Below are 17,429 nucleotides of genomic sequence, written 5' to 3' on the forward strand. Positions count from 1 at the left end.
CCGTAGGATAGGGTATAATGACATAAGGAAAGGGTGACAGCATGGAACGTGTATTATTGATGGCAGTACATCATCAGAATCAAACATTAGAGCGATTTCAATCATCGCTGGACGAATTAGAAGCATTAACAAAAACAGCAGGCGGAGAAGTGGCAGGTTTTGTCACGCAGAAAAGAGATCGTCTGCATCCTGGTACTTATGTGGGCGAGGGAAAGCTGCAGGAGCTTGCAGATCTCGTTGAAGAGGAAGAACCGCTTTTGGTCATTTCTAACGACGAATTATCACCAGGTCAATTAAAAAATATCAGCAACCGTGTCGGAGTGCGCGTCATTGACCGGAGTCAGCTGATTCTTGATATATTCGCTACAAGAGCACATACAAGAGAAGGGAAGCTGCAAGTAGAGCTTGCCCAAATGCAGTATTTACTGCCAAGGCTGTATGGCCAAGGTACGGAAATGAGCCGGCTTGGTGCTGGTATCGGAACAAGGGGACCTGGTGAGACAAAGCTTGAAACGGACAGACGGCATATCCGCCGCCGTATCGATGAAATCAAGCAACAGCTAAAAGCGGTTGTGTCCCACCGCTCTCGTTATCGAGAGCGTCGTAAGACAAATAAAGCTTTCCAAATTGCATTAGTAGGTTATACGAACGCGGGGAAATCAACCATCTTCAATAGATTAACTGGCAATGAAAGCTTAGAACAGGATCAGCTGTTTGCTACATTGGATCCCATGACACGCCGCATGCGTTTGCCGTCCGGCTTCCAAGCGCTGCTGACGGATACAGTTGGATTTATTCAAGATTTACCGACTGCTTTAATCGCTGCTTTTCGATCCACACTCGAGGAAGTAACCGAAGCAGACTTTATCATTCATATGGTCAACAGTGCACATCCGGATCACGAGCAGCAGCAAGCGACAGTTTTAAAATTGCTTGATGAACTGGGAGCAAATCAATTACCAATACTGACTGTTTACAATAAGACGGATCTGCTGACCGAAGACTTCATTCCAAGTGCGCATCCGTATGTGCAAATTTCTGCTTTCAAAGAAGAAGACCGCAGACGTGTAATGGAAAAAGTCCAGGAAATGATTCAGGAAGCAAGCGAATTGTATGATACAATCGTACCTGCATCTGGCGGGCGTCTTTTGGACAAGATTGCCCAAGAAACCATTATGAAAAAACGGGAATTTAACGAAGAGCTGGATGCTTATGAGGTGAGCGGCTATATTATGAGCGAACACCCGCTTTACCATCAGTTGAAAGGAAAGAATGAAGGATGATACACAAAACAGCAAGAAGAACAGAAGAAGAAACAAGTGCCGAGCGAGCTAAAATTGATGAAATCGCCGAGCAGAATCAAAAACGCGTAATGGATGCATTTCGTCACCAGCGCGTGAGCGACAGTCATTTTAATCCTACTACTGGGTATGGGTACGATGACTTTGGACGTGAAACATTGGAGCGAGTATATGCGGAGGTGTTCGGCGGGGAAGACGCACTTGTCCGCCCGCAGATTGTCTCTGGTACCCATGCGATTACAACAGCTTTATTTGGCGTCTTGCGTCCTGGTGATCAGCTTTTGTATATTACCGGGAAACCGTACGATACGCTAGAAGGTGTGATTGGCAAACGGGAAGAAGATACAGGATCACTGAAAGACTTTGGTGTTACGTACGATGCAGTTGATCTCACGAAAGACGGAGCAATTGACTATGCAGCTGTGGAAGAAAAGCTATCTCAAAAAACGAAGGTGGTGGCAATCCAGCGTTCGAAAGGATATGCCGATCGGCCTTCTTTTTCTGTTTCGGAGATTGGAGAGATGGTCAGCTTTGTTAAAGCGAAGCATCCGGAAGCTGTTATATTCGTGGATAACTGTTACGGGGAATTTGCCGAAACAGAGGAACCGCTGCATGTGGGGGCGGATTTGATAGCCGGATCGCTTATTAAGAATCCAGGAGGCGGCATTGTCCGCGCTGGCGGCTACATTGCCGGCCGTTCTGATTTAATTGAACTATGCGCTAATCGTTTGACTGCACCGGGTTTAGGTAAAGAGACGGGGGCATCACTTGGCATGCTGCAGGAGCTGTTTCAAGGATTTTTCTTGGCACCTCATGTAGTAGGAGAGGCATTAAAGGGAGCGATCTTTACTTCGCGGTTCCTTGAGCTGCTCGGATTTTCGACTTCTCCAAGATTCGATAGCAAACGCGTTGACTTGATTCAATCAGTAAACTTCCATTCTGCAGATCAAATGATAGCTTTTTGCCAAGCTATCCAGCATGCATCACCTGTCAATGCACATGTGACGCCGCAAGCTGCACCGATGCCGGGTTATGAAAGTGACGTGATCATGGCTGCCGGAACCTTTATTCAAGGAGCCAGCTTAGAATTAACTGCCGATGGCCCAATCCGTGCGCCGTATACAGCTTTTGTCCAAGGCGGACTCACGTATACGCACGTCAAACTCGCCATTAAAGACGCGGCGCAAAACCTATTGGAAAAAGGCTTAATAGCAACTAGTAACGCATAATAAAAATTTTCGTGTTAACTAATCTAACATGTGTTGACATTTAAAATTACCTACGTATATAATAAGCGTAGAGTACATAAAGAAAGGGGATGGACGATTATGAGTGATATGAATCGCCGATCTATGCCCTTGTTCTCTATTGGAATTGTAAAATCACTTACTGCACTAACAGCAAGACAAATCCGTTATTACGAAGATAACGGACTGATTTTCCCAGCTAGAACAGAAGGCAATCAGCGTCTTTTCTCATTCAATGATGTGGACCGACTGCTGGAAATCAAGGAATTGATCGACAAAGGGATCAACCTTGCAGGAATTAAGCAAATGCTGCCAACCAGAGAGAAACCAGCAGCAGATACGCTTGAAACCCCGATCGAACCGGAAATATCAGATAAAGCACTGAGACAGATGCTGCGTCAGGAATTAATGGATACCGGCCGCTTGGGCAAAGCTTCGTTACGTCAGGGAGAATTATCACGATTCTTCCATTAATAGAGGAGGAGAAAGAATGGCGAAATTTACTAGAGAAGATGTAATCAAAACAATCAAGGAGGAAAACGTAAAGTTTATTCGTTTACAGTTTACTGACTTGCTTGGCACAATTAAAAACGTAGAAATCCCGCTTAGCCAGCTAGACAAAGCATTGGATAACGAAATGATGTTCGATGGATCTTCTATTGAAGGTTTCGTACGCATTGAAGAATCTGACATGAAGCTTTACCCAGACTTGGATACATTTGTTGTATTCCCTTGGACTAGTGAAAAAGGCAAAGTGGCACGTTTTATCTGTGATATCTACACTCCAGAAGGCGAACCATTCGAAGGCTGCCCGCGTTATAACCTAAAACGCAACCTGAAGAGAATGGAAGAACTAGGATTCTCTGCTTTCAATATTGGTACAGAGCCGGAATTCTTCTTATTCAAACTAGACGAAAATGGCGAACCATCTTTGGAATTGAATGATAAAGGCGGATACTTCGACCTTGCTCCAACGGACTTGGGTGAAACTTGCCGTCGCGATATCGTACTTGAACTGGAAGAGATGGGCTTTGAAATCGAAGCTTCTCACCATGAAGTAGCTCCAGGTCAGCACGAAATCGACTTCAAATACGCACATGCATTAAAGCATGCGGATGATATCCAGACATTTAAACTCGTAGTAAAAACAATCGCCAGAAAACATGGATTGCATGCAACATTTATGCCAAAACCGCTTTACGGTGTTAACGGTTCTGGTATGCACTGCAACATGTCTCTATTCAAAGATGGCAAGAACGCATTTTATGACGAAAGTGGCGAGTTGAAGCTTTCTGAAACAGCATATCAGTTCATCGCAGGTACACTAAAGCATGCGGTTAACTTCACAGCTGTGACGAACCCAACTGTAAACTCCTACAAGCGTCTTGTGCCTGGCTACGAAGCACCATGCTACGTTGCATGGTCCGGTAAAAACCGCAGCCCATTAATCCGTGTCCCATCTGCACGCGGCATGAGCACACGTGTAGAAGTACGCAGCGTCGATCCAGCTGCTAACCCATACCTAGCAATGAGCGTTCTGCTTGCTGCGGGACTAGACGGAATCCGAAACAACATGGATGCACCAGCTTCTATCGACCGCAATATTTACGTGATGGACAAAGCGGAAAGAGAAAAGAACGGCGTAGCAGATCTTCCAGCTACACTATTCGACGCACTTGAGCAGCTTAAGTCTGACGAAACAATCGTCGAAGCACTAGGCGAGCACCTATTCGAACACTTCATCGAAGCAAAAGAAATCGAATGGGATATGTTCCGCACACAAGTTCACCCATGGGAACGTTCTCAGTATATGGAGAACTTCTAAGCGAAAAACGTTGATTTAAAGCCATTTTACTGGTGGTCAAAAAGTGGGTTACTAACCCCTAAGTTAGATTTGACCACTTTTTGACCACCAAATTTGGCTAAAAAATATCAGTCATAAATTGACTGAGTGTATTTTTCATATCCATCAACGCTCGATTTTTCGATCTTAGGTGATATATGAGAATAGATATCTGAAGTGATACTAATCGACTTATGTCCAAGTCTTTCTTGTACGAACTTCATATCGGCTCCTGATTCTAACAATAAGACTGCGTGAGTGTGTCTTAAAGAATGAATCGGGAGTTTTTCTATTTGTGCTTGTTTAAGTATCCGCTTGAAAGCATTATATAGAGATGATTTAGGTAAGATGCTACCGTCTTCGCGGCAAAAGATTAAATCAAGGTCATGGCGGTAAATATCATTGAATACTAACTTATTATCATTGAGCTTGTCCAAGTGTTTTGCTAGCTCTTTTGTAAGTGTGTTAGTCAGTTTGATTTTTCTGTTCGACTCGTATGTCTTCGTTAAGCCAAATAGGTCTTCTCCAAGTTTAGCTTGAAAGTCCAGCGTTTTGTTAACTGTTATATATCCCTTATTTAAGTCGATGTCTGATCTTTGCAATGCAGCTGCTTCGCCTTTTCTCATTCCTGTCTCAATTAGAGTCTTAAAGAACATATAGTACATGTAGTTATCACGTCGAGCATGGAAGAGGAAATCAGATATTTTATCTGAATCAATATACTGTATCTTATCTGCCATTCTGCGGGTTTTACGGGGAAGCGTCACATCTTCACATGGATTTTCACCTATTTTCTTTAATGGCTTAACTGCAGTCTGCATAGCACTATACATAGTCTGATGAATTATCTCTATTGTACGAGTACTATATCCTTTGGCTTTAAGGTGGTTTATAAACTTTTGGTACCTTAGCGCTGTAACTTCTTTGAGATTAATAAGTTGGAAGTAGGGGATAATGTGCTTTTCTATGTTACGCTCATGGAGAATATAGGTGTTCTTTCTGACATTATCCTTTTTATACTCTGTAAGCCATATCCTTAGATACTCACTTAAGAGCTCGTCTTTAGTGATTACCTCTTGACCAGTAGCTAACCTCTGCTCATGAATTACAGCGACAGATTGGGCTTTTTTCTTAGTTTTATAACCGCCTTTTGATACCTCATTTATTTCCTTAGTAATGGGATTAGTGTACTTAATGCGGTACTGCCAGCTATTCCCTCTTTTTCGGTAACTAGCCATATATTCACTCCTTTAATGATTTTATACGATTATACCATATATTAACTTATATTATAATGTAAGTTATTATTTTATTTGACTTATTGATACCTATGAACTAAAGTATCCAATAGAGGCAAATTTAGTTAAAAACATTCTTTTCAGGATAGATAGGTGGCATCCCTTATGAAGAAAAAGAAATATACCATGTTCGAGGATTTTGAAATAAGAGGGCACTGGTGGAGTCCATCCAATCCGGATGTTGTAATAGCTGGAAATTTATATTATAGCAGTGATGAAATAAGACTTGAATTATTTGGGACACTAAGTGATCCTATTTCAGATATAAACAGATACGATCTAATTCTAGGCCAGACCGAAAGAGGAAATATAACTTTGCAAAGTGGGTTCATAGCAAACCTGACTTTAGGAAGATATAATTCATCTATACTTGTTTTTAGAAAATTAATTATAGGCAAGCATTTTACTAAAACTGAAGATATCAAATTTCATTCTTTATATGTTAATTATACTCATTTAGAAGAGTGGATGAGCCATAATCCTTTTACGGATGATATTGTTTTAGAAGAAAATAAATTAACCCAAGCAGGACTTACCTATGCGTATCCTCCTATATTTGAGGCACGTATAGAAAGCTTGAAGTCAACTATTAAAGCTAGTTATAACTTCACAGCTAATCGAGAAAAACATATTAGAAGAATCTTTGAGCATACGAGTTCATTGAATATCATTCCGGATACTGAACAAAATATCGATTGGTTCTTAGATGTAACACAAGAACTTCAGTACTTACTTACTTTCCTTATGAATCGCCCTATTTCTGTTAAAAGAATTATTGCTAAAGGTGACATTGTTAATGAAGAGAGAAATGTAAGAGAAAGTATTGAGATATTTATAAAACCCGCTACAGAAAAAGAGGGGGCGGAAATTGACGCTAATGAAAGTTTTCTAAGCTTGAATCTAATAGAAGAAAAAATAGCCGAAATACTGTCTGCTTGGTTTAATGATGAAGAGATTAAACCGCCAAGAAATATTCTAATGCGTATTTTATATTCAAAAGCAGTTGATGGAGAGACTACATTTTTAGATTATTCAAAGGCCATAGAAAGTTTCCATCGAAATACATCTGGAGATGCTGGGAAATTTATGGATGATGATGGTTACAAGTTAATTAAGGATAGTATGATTAATGCTATTCCAGAAGGAACAGATATAAACCTTATTAACAAACTTAAAAGTACCCTTGATTATGCACATCACTTTGGTTTTCGACGTAGAGTAAAAGAGTTGCTTCTTGGATTACCACAAGAATTAAAAGATATAATGTTTGAAAGTCCAAAAAAATTAAAAAATGTTCCAGTTGATATAACCAATACAAGAGATTACTATACTCACCTAGGTGAGTTACCCAGTTACTACTATAAAGGCTGGGAATTATTATTTACTAATCAACGCTTATATGCTGTGCTATTTTATCGAATTAGTCAGAGGCTTAACATTAAAGACGACATTATTTTTTCGGTAATAAAGAACAATGATAATCTAATGTATTGGCTGAAAACTGCAAAATCAGAATTGAAAAATTAAGGTGGCATTATCAATACATCAGAATCACTGTTAAAGAGAACGGAGTGCAATATGAAGATAAGTGATTATATAAATATTATACTCGCGATTATAACTTTATTTAGTATGATAATTACCTTTTTTACTCTGCGATACGCAAAGAGAACCCTTACTGCAACTGATGCACCAAGGGTAGGTATATTTAATTATTTCGAAAGTGAGAAAGAGAATGGATTAAATATTGGAGTTCATATAGTGAACTACGGTAGGGGTATAGCGCGAAAGACATTTCTCTTAATTGTAATGAAAGATACTCGAAAATCTTTCTATCTTTCAAAACCAGTTAATAACTTAAAATTTGAAGAACAGGCTGAGATTGAGATTCCACTAAGAATTGATGAGGATATTACTAATCAACATCTGAAGAATTTCGATCGATATAAAGGAAGTGCTGTTTATGTCATCTCTCAAGATTACTTTGGAAATATATATAGCACTAAAATAGCGGAGGAATTCAAAAGAAGACGCTTATCTTCTTTTGACCCACCAGCAAAACAGTATGGACGGTTTTATCCTAGAAATATAAAAATTCGAAGATGGATGGAGAAATCATTTAAGTCTAAAATGTCTTATGAAGCAAGAGACGCACGAATTGAAAAAAGGGCTTTTGCTGAAGCAAATTCACATCTTTCTCAAGCAGAGTTAAAGAAGATCATCGGTGAGGAATGAATTTAACTTTTAGTGTAGAGATGTAGTCAATAGAAATATTTTATCATTGCATAAGTTACTAATTATAGTGTGTTATTGGTGGACTGGGCGTTGATCAAGTGATTAACGCTTTTTAAGATATAAATAAATTATTAGTATTCAGTTAACGGGATTATTTAAGGAGTAAAATAAATGAGTAATACTATCTTCTCTTTATCAATGATAGAGGCAAAAAATATCTTAAATCAGGTGGGAGAAACATTAAAAAAAGATTTGTTCATCCCATTCTTTAAAAGTATTAAAGATGAGTACCGTCTTGGAGTAATTCAAGAAAAGACACCTAAGATTTTTGCAAAGAAAATTAACACTATTGATGATCTGAATGAGTTCCCGAGTACCTCAGCAGGCCTTTATGTCATATTGACAGATTATAAGAAAGGTTATGTGGAGAATCCTTGTGACTTAAAAATAAAAGAATTAGAAAACGTTAAGGCGATATATAGAGGGCAAGCATCAGATGTACGCTTACGATTAAAAAGCCATTTGTTTCATGAATTATACGAGCAAGAGCGTATCAAGGACATAAATAACGGCAATATAAGACATGATAATTATATAGTGTGTATGAAATTAGTTGATAGAAAAGAAGAAGGAATTAATCTACATAGAGATAAAGAACTCAAAAAAGCAAACTGGTATGTTATTTATCATGGATTAAGAGAGTCAAATCGATATATTAGAGAAAATGCTGAAGAAGCCTTTGATTTAGTATTCCACAAACCTATTTGTAGCAATGAAAAAGTTAAGGTAGTGGCTCAATTAAAGTGAGGAGCTTACCTTTTTTTGGGTGAAATCGAAAGATAAGCCGGCTGGACGTTCTAAATAGAGAACAAGAAGGAATCAGAACGGAATGTATTAGGGAGATAAGGGCAGTTACAGGAAGATAGAAACTATTAAGTGATCACAATGTTTAATGAAAAATGGATTATTAGTTGGAAAAGATAAGGGAGAGCAAGATGAATAATTTTGATTATAGCGCATTTCACTCATATATAAAGGGAAGTCCGATAGATAATCAGAAACATGTTGATTATTTGCGTAGTAGAAAATTGAAGTATATTAATCTTAAAGAATATGAACATATAAAAACAGAACAATATAAAGATGGTTATATTGTTCCAATGGATAAAGTTATAAATATCTTTCGATCAAATCACAAAGATATTGATGAAAGGAGTCTTTATGATTTGTTGAAAAATGGACATCATTTCAGACATTCATCATTACATGATTTTTTCGAGAATGCTAATGCTACTTCCCTTCAGTCTTCAATAGATTGGTTGAAAAGTACAGAGTGTGCTTTTTCGGATTTATCTGCTGTTAATGGATTAAGCGGTGAATTGCCAAGTGCAAGTTATTTTGAGGATGTAGATAAGTTTTTTATTAATACCGGTCAAAATCGTGCCTTCGCAGGGCTTCTTATTGGTGCAGAGGAATATAGAGTAGAGAGCATCTCATACTATCGAAGGCCTATAAAAAAAGAATCTGTGGTAATAGAACAACCAAGGAAACAAGCATTAGATAATAGTATTATAGGAAAACTGAAAAAATGGCTTAAATTATAATTAATAACGTTGTTGAGAAAGAAGGCATTACAATTGAATTTTGCTGATGCTTTCTTTTACCTTTTAAGTAACAGCGTGAACCGTATCATAAGTGAATAAAGTGTTTTGGCAACGAAATTTATTTGCTACTAGGAACAGGTTTAAGACGTAAAAACGATCTTCCCTATTCAACTTTGGATTCATAAGAGAAAGTAAAGTAAAGGGTTGTAAGAGAAAATTAATAATAAGAAAGAAGAGGGAAGCATGGTAAAGGAGAGATATAGAGGTGTGGAATACTATAAAGAGCCTGATTTGGCAAAAGGATATATGCTAGACAAGGCTAAAGAAGTTTATGAAGAGTTGACGATTGGTCATGTAATAGAGAATATCAATGAAGCAATAGAATTATATAATATTAACAAGTATGTTAAGGACGATGCGTTACTTTTATATCTCGGTGAAGATAAAGAGGAATGGATTAGAGAAAAAAGTAGTATAGCTAATTCGTTAGTAGGTAAATATATTAATCAGCATTCAGATATCTTAGCCGAATATGAAGAGGTAGATCTCAGATATAAGGCACCTTTTTGGGAAATAGTAGAAAAAAGAAAGTTGAGTAATATTACAGAAAGCAGATTTAAGATGTTTCTTGATGAACTTGATGTATTTGCATGGCAAATATTTAAGCATCATAAACTTGTGATGCAATATGATGTGGAATTAAGAGAATATATGCTTAATAATTCAGAAGGTAGTACAAATTTACTTTTGGATAAATTTTTATTAAAAAATAGGAGCGAACGACAGGAATCTTATTTACCACACTCATTAACTATAAAAGACAAGGAGCAGATTATTAGCACCTACCTAGATTTAGACAAGCCTAATTTAAATTACACCAGGCTTCTTAGTAATGTACAGAATACGAAAGAGTTTGCTTTGGATACTAGAGTTAAATTGAAAGCAAAGCGAGTAAGCGAAAGACTTGAGAGTGGACTCTTTAAAGATGGTAGTGGAATGGGAACGGATATAGTAGTCGAGTTCAAAGAAAATGTAGAGGGTACTGTGAAGCAGCATTACTCAGTAAATAAAGTAGGAACAGAGGTTGATAAAGAATGGTTAGAATCCAATCTTGATAATCCAACTTTATTGAACAACTTTATATATATATTCGAGTTTGTAAATAAAGATATAGTTTCTAAATTTCCATATAATGAAATATATGCAGGTTTCTTTGACAGATTTGGTTTTGCTCATGAAAAAGAATACAAGACCGGTACAGATTTCTCAATAAGAGAATCTTTATCCTTAGCACAGATGCATGTATATTATTCATTTTTAAAGAGTAAAGACAAAGATCTAGAAGCAATAATTGAATGGTTCTTCAATGTTTATCTAAAAGAGGAATTCAATATTGAAGACTTCAACATTAAGCTACCGCCTATAGATAATCCGAATTTTGAAAAATGTAAATCTATATTTCCAACTATTGAAAGTATAATCAAGAAGTATAAGTTTTATATAGAGGATGGTTACATTGATGGAGAGCTAGTACAAATGGAAAGTAAGCCTTTGCCATTTTCTGAATGCCCAAGCATGACAAATAACAGATACGTGTATATAGCGCCAAATAATGATGAGGCTAGAATATTGAGAAATATTATGTTCTCTGACCAAAGTAACCTTACTTATTTCCCGAATTATGGCGATAGTCAATATAATACACTCATTGAAAGGTTAGAAACAGATAAGCTGTATTTACATGACATAGAGGGTTATCAAAAACCGTCTTTAGATTGGCTTGTTGAGAACAAATTTGTAAAGATAAACGACGATAATGAAGTAGTGATGGTTAATAGGAATAGAATATTTATATATTATCTTATCCATATAAACGGTGTAGTTGTAACTAATAAGCTACCTACTCCTTTAAAGCGAGAAGTGGATAAGTTATTAAATGAAACAGCTTTAGTTTCTGAAAATACATTATTATCAAGGCAAGAATCGGATTATATAGATTACTATCTGAATAAAAGTAAATTTATAAATGGTTATGACTTAAGGAACAAATATTTACATGGTACATCTTCTGGCTATGAGAATGAAAATGAGCATTATGTAAATTATCTGCATGCTCTTAGAATATTAATAACGATTATGATAAAGATAAATGATGATCTTTGCACAGCGAAGGTTGAGGGTGATTAATATGAACACAGGAAGAAACGATCCAGGTACTTGCGGCAGGGAAAAATTTGTAAGCATCAAGTTAATAGGATATTAGACAATAAAATTAAGGCGCTCTTCCTGGGCGTCTTTTTATGTTATTTTCTTAAATGTTGTAAATCTCACATCTAAATCCGATAAACAGTTATAGGAGGAGATATAATGAAAAAGTTTGAATACGCTAGTCTTTATCTTGAACCAACGAGTGATGATTTCGAGGAGACTATAAATGATCTAAATAAATACGGCGAACGTGGATGGGAACTTGTATCAACTATGCCTATAAATGGTCCTGTGCCTCACTTAGGAACTTCAGAAACAGTTCAGATGAGGTTTTACTTTAAACGAGAAATACAGGATTAAGTTAAGCAGCATCCAATTGGCTGCTTTTTTATTTGAATGGTATTCATCGAAGAAGAGAACTGTATTTAATTCTTAATAAAACACGAATTTTATTTGAATTTATCAATAAGTGCATTAAGTAATATAGTTTATATATAGGATGGAATGACTTAATTGGATGTTATCCATTTGCTTTTAGAATTTATTAATGAAACAGAAAATGAAGAAATACCTCTAAATGATGAGCAAGTAGATACATAAATGCACAGTACAGTTGAAGAAGGAAGGTCAGTAACATAAACTATATATGTACATAGTTATAAAACGATTGCTAGAAAAGAACTCTATACCTGGTTCAATAATTAAGAGATAGGATACGTTTCCTGGAAGGAATGAAAGAAAATTAATATGAGTGAAACAATGCAGCGGATTAATCAATTTAGAGATGAGCGCAACTGGCGGCAATTTCATAATGAAAAAGATCTGGCCATTTCCATCTCTTTAGAAGCAAATGAATTATTGGAATTATTTCAATGGAAAACACCAGAGGAAACCAAGGAAGATCCTGAGCGACTAAAAGAAGAACTGGCAGACGTGCTGATTTACTCCTATATGATGGCAGACAATCTAGAATTTGATATTGAGGAAATTATCGCTGAGAAATTGATGAAAAATGCCCGAAAATATCCAGTAACCAAAAGTTTCAATCAAAAAAAGAAATATAATGAATTGGATGAGGATTAAGCATGGCAAAGTACCACTGTATAACATTAAAAGTAAAAAAAGGGGAATTGGAAGGATTCGATAAACTTCGCCAGCCTGAACAAAATATTCTTAGAAATGGTAATGTCGTTTATATCTACAAAGATACGAAGTCAAAAAAGGTTTACATTGGACAAACGAAACACTTTACGAAGCGGAATAGGCAGCACTACAATGGTCAAGATGAAAAGTTTAATATAGTAGCAGATTTTGACCAAGTAATTGTTCTTATATCATCCTATTTCAATGGATCGGCCTTAGATGATGTCGAAAGCCAGCTGATAACTTACTTTATGGCTGATAATCCAAAATCTAAAAAGCAACTGGTTCAATATGATAATGATGAGATTATGAATCGAACCTATGGTAACAGTGTTAATGACTACCGTGAGCGAGAAAAGGTTGCTTCAGAAGTAATCTTGCCTTTTTGGGAAAAAGAGCTATACCCAAATGGATGGGTAAGCACAAAGACTTTAGAGGAATTGCGCAATGGTGCACTGGTTAAATATAGTCCAATCAAAGAATTAACATACCAACAAATGAACTATCTTGAAGAGATTCTATCAAACCCTGATAAAAGCATGGTGATTAATGGAGATGCAGGGACTGGTAAAACCGTGTTGTTGACTCATTTGGTCGCTAAGCTATTGAAAGAAAAACCTAATGAGCGAATTGCAGTCGTTATACAACCTAATTGGATTAAAACTGCAAAAGAAATTTTTAGAGTATATGGGATGAACAGCAGTAACCTGACAATTGCTACCTCGACACAGTTGATTAATGCCGCTGAAGATTATGATGTTGTAATTGTTGACGAATCTCATAAGCTTTCTAGAAAATTTTCCAAGCAAATGGCTTCTTTTAATAATGTGTATAAGGGGAGATTTGCCCGGGATGGGAATCACTTGGAAGCTTTAAGAAAAATAGGCCGACAAATGGTTTTAATGTATGACGTATTGCAAGCTATTCGACCTGCTAATATGACACGTGCGCAATTCAATGAAGCAACCAAAGACTTTGAACAGAGATATTTAACAACTCAATTTAGAATTCAAGCTCCAGCAGGAAAGAACTATTCATCTGAAGACTTCGTTAATGGCATTAAATATCTTTTGTATAAGGATACAGGTCTATTAAAACAAACCAATTTCAACCCTGATTTTGACAGAACTGTGTTCCACGATAGAGATTCTGATGCTTATTTTGGTTACTTTGAAACAGAACCTTTAAAGAATTTAATTCATTGGGTAGAAGAAGATAGAAATTTCAATCCTGAACATATAAACCGCGTACTAGGTGGATTAGTTGAACCTTGGAAGCAGGCTGATGGCAAAGATCCGTCAATAACTCATTGGCACGAGGGGAATATCAAACGAAGATGGAATTCTACTCAAGAAAATTGGATTAATACAGAAGATGACGATGCTGAGGATCAGATTGGCTCCGTCTTTGCAGTCCAAGGTATAGATTTGAATAAAGTCGGTGTTTTAGTCGGCAATGATCTTCAAGTCGATGCAAAGGGACGGTTATTCGGTAATCCAGTGAATTTTCATAATGTAAATGGCAAGTTCTCAAAAGACGATGATAGCCCTGAAAATGCACAAGAGTTTACATTATTTGTGTTAAACATTTACTATATTCTGATGACTAGAGGAATAGATGGGATTCGGCTGGGATTCTGGAAAAATGATGCGTTTAAAAAGTATATGAAGGAAATATTGGAAATTATATAAGTATCTGATACTTGCACATTCTAATTTTTAACACATATTTCTCAAAGACCGCTGTAAAGGTGGTCTTTAAATTTATTAACATACAGAACGTTAATCATATATGATGAGTTTTTTTTACCTCTAGCTATAGAATAACCAGTGACATGTTCACGATTGTTTCAGCATGAAAAAAGTAGAGAGCTACTAGGTAACAGCGTGCCATTCCTCTACTAAATTGTACTTTTGTAGGCTTTTATTTCTACTTAAATTGATCTTATCTAAAAATTTTATTATGTATAATAATAGATAATTATTTTATGTGTTTTGAATAATTGGGACTGGAGTAATTTATATATGAACTTTTTTCTTGTTTTCCAAAACAAAAGTTATAAAGAAGAACGAAATGGTCGTTATTTATGGGCACCTCAGAAAAATAACACAGGTCAAACGTATCATCATTGGACTGATATGAAAATGATTAAAAAAGAGGATATTATTTTTAATAGTTACAATGGAAAATTAGTATCTGTACTAGTAGCAAAAGAAAATTGTAAAGAACATGAAAGACCAACTGGATTAGACGAATTAGACCTTTGGGAAAAAGAAGGTTGGCTAGTTAATGTAGATTACAATGATTTAGAGGAACCTATTACATATAAAGATTACATGGAGGATATATTAAAGCTTCAGAATGAAAAATATGCTCCGTTTAATAGGTTGGGAAGAGGAAATACAGGTTATCTTTTTAGGGTGTCTAAAGAACTGGCAAACTTTTTCTTTGAAATAATCGAAAAGACAAATAGTGTTTTAAGGGAAAGATTCCAGTTTGAAAACAGTATTCCAGAAGAAATAATAACACAAATCGAAAGTGACTTACATTCTGCAACTACTTTAGACGAAACAGAAAAAGAAACAATTATTAAGTCTAGAATTGGTCATTCTGCATTTAAGAAATCTCTTTTAGCAGTTGAAAAGAAATGTAAAGTATGCGGTATAACGGATGAGCGCTTCCTAATTGCAAGTCATATTAAGCCATGGAGTAAATCTAGTAATCATGAAAGACTAGACGTTAATAATGGATTGTTATTATGTCCAAATCATGATGCGTTATTTGATAAGAGCTATATTAGTTTTGATGAAACAGGTAAAGTGATGGTTAAGGAAAGTTTAGATGATACAACAAAGATTCTTTTTAATATCAATGAAACAATGCGAATCGTAATGAATGAGAGACAGCAACAATATATGAAGTGGCACAGGGATAATTTTTTAAACAGTTAGAGAATTATCTTGTGGTGTATTTACCGAAGGTTGCAGGCGTTCTTATGTGTTTCTAAACATCGGAATTATTTGATGAAACTATCTATCAAGATTAACAGGGAATGGTTTAAAATGAATATTTACATTAAACAGTGGAGCGATCTTATCTTAAATTGCAGCTTTGATAACACTTATAAAATGGCATGGTCTAAGGCATTAGTTGAATCCACCGTTAATTTCAATGACCCTATAGATGACATTGTTATATTTGATTTTAATGATATAGCAAAGCTTTGTTTAAAATATTATTGGAATCAAACAATTTACTTTGATTTAATACAAAGTCCAAACATAAAGAAACCTCCTGAGATCATCTCTTCTACTAAAGAGTTAATAACATTATTCTTTAATAATAAGCATTCTGTACAACCAATAAGATTTGAGAAGATAGACTTTAGTGCGATTGGATTAGCTCGAGAATATGAAGTGACAGTGAAAAACATTGTTAGAACACTAAAGCAAGATGTCAGTTGGCGTTTTAAAAACCTTAATCGTCAAACATATGAAATATATGGTTTAAACCTTAGTGAGAGTAAGGTGATTTTTAATAAAAAGGATGTAATAACTCTTAAAGAACACAGCGATCTCTTATTCACTGTAATCAATTACCGTTGGACACAGATGCTAGAGGGTTTTAATTATAGCCCAAGAATCTCAAGAAAAGTAAGGGCAATAGATGAAAATAACATTAAGCGGAGTTCTTTAAAAAAGTTTCAAGAGCACCTTGATTTAATGTTTGAGGACGGTAAAAGAAAATGTTTTTATTGCGGTAAAGCCATAGCTGATAATGAGACTTCTGTTGACCATGTTATACCGTGGTCTTATATGTTTTCGGATGATCTATGGAATTTAGTATACTGCCATAAAGGTGAAAACTCCGAAAAGTCTAACCGCTTGCCTTCCCAAGAAGATATAACTCGTTTAGAAGAGCGAAATAACCAATTGTTAGAACGTATGCAAAACAACACTAAAGATTATGATCAGCTACAAATTGCAGTTGAAAAGGATTACGTTAAAAAGTTTTGGATTTCATTTAAGGGATAGGAACACTAATAGCGGGTGAAAAAATTTAGAATAAATTAGTATGTAATAGAATTACGCAAATCGTTAAACAGAATAGTAAAGAACTGATTAGGCATGTTGTTACTGAATAAACAATAGAAGAGTTTAAGGCTACGCCTAACGAGAAGAGTTAGCAGATATATTATAAGTAATTGACGGTATAGTACATGTTTTTAGCTTAGATATGGACATAGTATTAAAGGTAAAAGTTGATAAGCTAGAAAACGAGAAGGATTAAATGAATGCAATAACTTAGAAAAGGTAATAGAATAATGCTGAAATTACACATATAAATATGTGATGTATCTTTTATAGATGCGGGGAGTTAGTATTTGAGGAGTTTATTTATAATCGGTAATGGATTTGATTTAGATCATAAATTGCCAACGAGCTACGAACAATATTTATTGAAAGAGTATCCTAGTGCAGTGGGCATGTTTCCATCTGCGATACAAAATATGACAAATAGGACTGATAAAACCCTTTAAGAAAAGTTCT

General features: G+C 35.7%; 16 protein-coding genes. 15 read left to right on the forward strand and 1 reads right to left on the reverse strand.

Annotated elements, in window-relative coordinates:
- Positions 1–41: 41 nt before the first annotated feature.
- The 4 genes from hflX (at position 42) to glnA (ending at position 4,373) form a co-directional block, all read left to right on the forward strand.
- Positions 42–1,283, forward strand: coding sequence for a GTPase HflX (gene hflX, locus CRO17_RS06695; RefSeq protein ID WP_097040584.1), 1,242 nt, complete (start codon positions 42–44; stop codon positions 1,281–1,283).
- Complete coding sequence (locus CRO17_RS06700; protein WP_097040586.1) at positions 1,280–2,530, forward strand: methionine gamma-lyase family protein; 1,251 nt, start codon at positions 1,280–1,282, stop codon at positions 2,528–2,530. The genes hflX and CRO17_RS06700 overlap by 4 nt, the downstream gene beginning before the upstream one ends.
- Positions 2,531–2,629: 99 nt before the next feature.
- The gene (locus CRO17_RS06705) at positions 2,630–3,022 is read left to right on the forward strand and encodes a MerR family transcriptional regulator (RefSeq protein ID WP_097040588.1); all 393 of its coding nucleotides are present in this window, start codon (positions 2,630–2,632) and stop codon (positions 3,020–3,022) included.
- Between the two features lie 16 nt (positions 3,023–3,038).
- Positions 3,039–4,373, forward strand: coding sequence for a type I glutamate--ammonia ligase (glnA, locus tag CRO17_RS06710; protein ID WP_097040589.1), 1,335 nt, complete (start codon positions 3,039–3,041; stop codon positions 4,371–4,373).
- Positions 4,374–4,480: 107 nt separating this feature from the next.
- Here the strand turns inward: glnA and CRO17_RS06715 are convergent, their stop codons facing one another.
- Complete coding sequence (locus CRO17_RS06715; RefSeq protein ID WP_097040591.1) at positions 4,481–5,629, reverse strand: tyrosine-type recombinase/integrase; 1,149 nt, start codon at positions 5,627–5,629, stop codon at positions 4,481–4,483.
- Between the two features lie 165 nt (positions 5,630–5,794).
- On the opposite strand from CRO17_RS06715, the gene CRO17_RS06720 reads away from it, so the two are divergent.
- The 11 genes from CRO17_RS06720 (at position 5,795) to CRO17_RS06770 (ending at position 17,419) form a co-directional block, all read left to right on the forward strand.
- The gene (locus tag CRO17_RS06720; RefSeq protein ID WP_097040593.1) at positions 5,795–7,216 is read left to right on the forward strand and encodes an ApeA N-terminal domain 1-containing protein; all 1,422 of its coding nucleotides are present in this window, start codon (positions 5,795–5,797) and stop codon (positions 7,214–7,216) included.
- A 51-nt stretch (positions 7,217–7,267) separates the two neighbouring features.
- Positions 7,268–7,924: a hypothetical protein gene (locus tag CRO17_RS06725; protein ID WP_097040594.1), complete on the forward strand. Its 657-nt coding sequence runs from the start codon at positions 7,268–7,270 to the stop codon at positions 7,922–7,924.
- 171 nt (positions 7,925–8,095) lie between these two features.
- Positions 8,096–8,731 carry a hypothetical protein gene (locus CRO17_RS06730; protein WP_097040596.1) on the forward strand — a complete coding sequence of 212 codons (636 nt, stop codon included), beginning with the start codon at positions 8,096–8,098 and terminating at the stop codon, positions 8,729–8,731.
- 188 nt (positions 8,732–8,919) lie between these two features.
- Positions 8,920–9,528, forward strand: a complete 609-nt coding sequence (locus CRO17_RS06735; protein ID WP_097040598.1) for a hypothetical protein — start codon at positions 8,920–8,922, stop codon at positions 9,526–9,528.
- Between the two features lie 243 nt (positions 9,529–9,771).
- The gene (locus tag CRO17_RS06740; protein ID WP_097040600.1) at positions 9,772–11,715 is read left to right on the forward strand and encodes a hypothetical protein; all 1,944 of its coding nucleotides are present in this window, start codon (positions 9,772–9,774) and stop codon (positions 11,713–11,715) included.
- Between the two features lie 180 nt (positions 11,716–11,895).
- On the forward strand, positions 11,896–12,096 hold the full coding sequence (locus CRO17_RS06745; RefSeq protein WP_097040602.1) for a DUF4177 domain-containing protein: 201 nt from the start codon (positions 11,896–11,898) through the stop codon (positions 12,094–12,096).
- Between the two features lie 387 nt (positions 12,097–12,483).
- Entirely contained in the window at positions 12,484–12,819 is a 336-nt protein-coding gene (locus CRO17_RS06750; RefSeq protein ID WP_097040603.1) for a nucleotide pyrophosphohydrolase, read from the forward strand.
- 2 nt (positions 12,820–12,821) lie between these two features.
- Positions 12,822–14,570 carry a DUF2075 domain-containing protein gene (locus CRO17_RS06755; protein ID WP_097040605.1) on the forward strand — a complete coding sequence of 583 codons (1,749 nt, stop codon included), beginning with the start codon at positions 12,822–12,824 and terminating at the stop codon, positions 14,568–14,570.
- A gap of 333 nt (positions 14,571–14,903) precedes the next feature.
- Positions 14,904–15,830, forward strand: coding sequence for an HNH endonuclease (locus tag CRO17_RS06760; protein WP_097040607.1), 927 nt, complete (start codon positions 14,904–14,906; stop codon positions 15,828–15,830).
- A gap of 111 nt (positions 15,831–15,941) precedes the next feature.
- The gene (locus tag CRO17_RS06765; protein ID WP_097041926.1) at positions 15,942–16,913 is read left to right on the forward strand and encodes an HNH endonuclease domain-containing protein; all 972 of its coding nucleotides are present in this window, start codon (positions 15,942–15,944) and stop codon (positions 16,911–16,913) included.
- A 350-nt stretch (positions 16,914–17,263) separates the two neighbouring features.
- Complete coding sequence (locus CRO17_RS06770) at positions 17,264–17,419, forward strand: AbiH family protein (RefSeq protein ID WP_097040609.1); 156 nt, start codon at positions 17,264–17,266, stop codon at positions 17,417–17,419.
- Positions 17,420–17,429: the final 10 nt, after the last annotated feature.

It is taken from the genome of Terribacillus aidingensis (assembly GCF_900215625.1).
GTDB classification, from domain to species: Bacteria; Bacillota; Bacilli; order Bacillales; family Amphibacillaceae; genus Terribacillus; species Terribacillus aidingensis.

What these genes read in the sequence shown, in the direction of transcription:
- hflX (WP_097040584.1), top strand. Translation starts at nt 42, where the DNA reads ATGGAACGTGTATTATTGATGGCAGTACATCATCAGAATCAAACATTA.
- CRO17_RS06715 (WP_097040591.1), bottom strand. Translation starts at nt 5,629, where the DNA reads ATGGCTAGTTACCGAAAAAGAGGGAATAGCTGGCAGTACCGCATTAAG.
- CRO17_RS06750 (WP_097040603.1), top strand. Translation starts at nt 12,484, where the DNA reads ATGAGTGAAACAATGCAGCGGATTAATCAATTTAGAGATGAGCGCAAC.
- glnA (WP_097040589.1), top strand. Translation starts at nt 3,039, where the DNA reads ATGGCGAAATTTACTAGAGAAGATGTAATCAAAACAATCAAGGAGGAA.
- CRO17_RS06700 (WP_097040586.1), top strand. Translation starts at nt 1,280, where the DNA reads ATGATACACAAAACAGCAAGAAGAACAGAAGAAGAAACAAGTGCCGAG.
- CRO17_RS06705 (WP_097040588.1), top strand. Translation starts at nt 2,630, where the DNA reads ATGAGTGATATGAATCGCCGATCTATGCCCTTGTTCTCTATTGGAATT.
- CRO17_RS06735 (WP_097040598.1), top strand. Translation starts at nt 8,920, where the DNA reads ATGAATAATTTTGATTATAGCGCATTTCACTCATATATAAAGGGAAGT.
- CRO17_RS06725 (WP_097040594.1), top strand. Translation starts at nt 7,268, where the DNA reads ATGAAGATAAGTGATTATATAAATATTATACTCGCGATTATAACTTTA.
- CRO17_RS06765 (WP_097041926.1), top strand. Translation starts at nt 15,942, where the DNA reads ATGAATATTTACATTAAACAGTGGAGCGATCTTATCTTAAATTGCAGC.
- CRO17_RS06755 (WP_097040605.1), top strand. Translation starts at nt 12,822, where the DNA reads ATGGCAAAGTACCACTGTATAACATTAAAAGTAAAAAAAGGGGAATTG.
- CRO17_RS06730 (WP_097040596.1), top strand. Translation starts at nt 8,096, where the DNA reads ATGAGTAATACTATCTTCTCTTTATCAATGATAGAGGCAAAAAATATC.
- CRO17_RS06740 (WP_097040600.1), top strand. Translation starts at nt 9,772, where the DNA reads ATGGTAAAGGAGAGATATAGAGGTGTGGAATACTATAAAGAGCCTGAT.
- CRO17_RS06745 (WP_097040602.1), top strand. Translation starts at nt 11,896, where the DNA reads ATGAAAAAGTTTGAATACGCTAGTCTTTATCTTGAACCAACGAGTGAT.
- CRO17_RS06720 (WP_097040593.1), top strand. Translation starts at nt 5,795, where the DNA reads ATGAAGAAAAAGAAATATACCATGTTCGAGGATTTTGAAATAAGAGGG.
- CRO17_RS06760 (WP_097040607.1), top strand. Translation starts at nt 14,904, where the DNA reads ATGAACTTTTTTCTTGTTTTCCAAAACAAAAGTTATAAAGAAGAACGA.